Below are 649 nucleotides of genomic sequence, written 5' to 3' on the forward strand. Positions count from 1 at the left end.
GGATGCCGGCCGGCGACCTGCGCCAGGCGCACCGGGTCGCGGCCGACCGCCAGCACGCAGGCGCCAGCGGCCACCAGTTCGTCGCACAGGGCGGCGCCGATGCCGCCGCTGGCGCCGGTGAGAATCACACTGCGTCCGTTGAGATCCATCATGCGGCCTCCGCCATGGGCAGCGCCGGCTGTGCGCGCAGGCTGCGGAAAATGTCGCCGTACAGGCCGTAGAAGCGCTTGGCCGCATGCACCACGGCGCGCTGGTCGTCGGCATCGTCGAGCCGGTCCATCAGGCCTTCGAAGAAGCCGGCATGCTCGATGTCCAGGTCGCCGTGCGAGCGCAGGTAGCTGAAGGCGTTACGCGGCAGACCCAGCGAGGTCTCGATGCTCTCGGCCGCGCGCGTGGCCAGCGCCACGCTGGTGCCTTCCAGCACCAGCACCATGCCGAAGAAGCCGACCGGATTGCCGCGGGCGATGGTGTCGTAGGCGTAGGCCACCATCAGTTCGGTCGCCGCCGATGGCATCGAGGCGGCGGCGGCGGCACGGTCGGCGCCGCAGGCGGCCAGGTCGTCGAGGATCCACTCCTGGTGGCCCAGTTCTTCCTCGATGTACTCGGCCACCGCGCTGCGCAGCCACTCCAGCCGTGCCGGCAGGGGGGC

2 protein-coding genes are annotated in these 649 nt (G+C 71.3%); both read right to left on the reverse strand.

Annotated elements, in window-relative coordinates; translation table 11 throughout:
- Nucleotides 1–149, reverse strand: a 149-nt coding sequence (locus D180_RS15685) for an SDR family NAD(P)-dependent oxidoreductase (protein WP_043091110.1), incomplete at its 3' end; no start/stop codon positions are given.
- Nucleotides 149–649: iron-containing redox enzyme family protein (locus tag D180_RS15690; RefSeq protein ID WP_017913547.1), on the reverse strand; the 501-nt coding region annotated here is incomplete at its 5' end. The genes D180_RS15685 and D180_RS15690, both read right to left, overlap by 1 nt.

Origin of the sequence: Xanthomonas sp. SHU 166, assembly GCF_000364685.1 — a bacterium.
In the GTDB taxonomy this organism is placed as follows: Bacteria; Pseudomonadota; Gammaproteobacteria; order Xanthomonadales; family Xanthomonadaceae; genus Xanthomonas_A; species Xanthomonas_A sontii.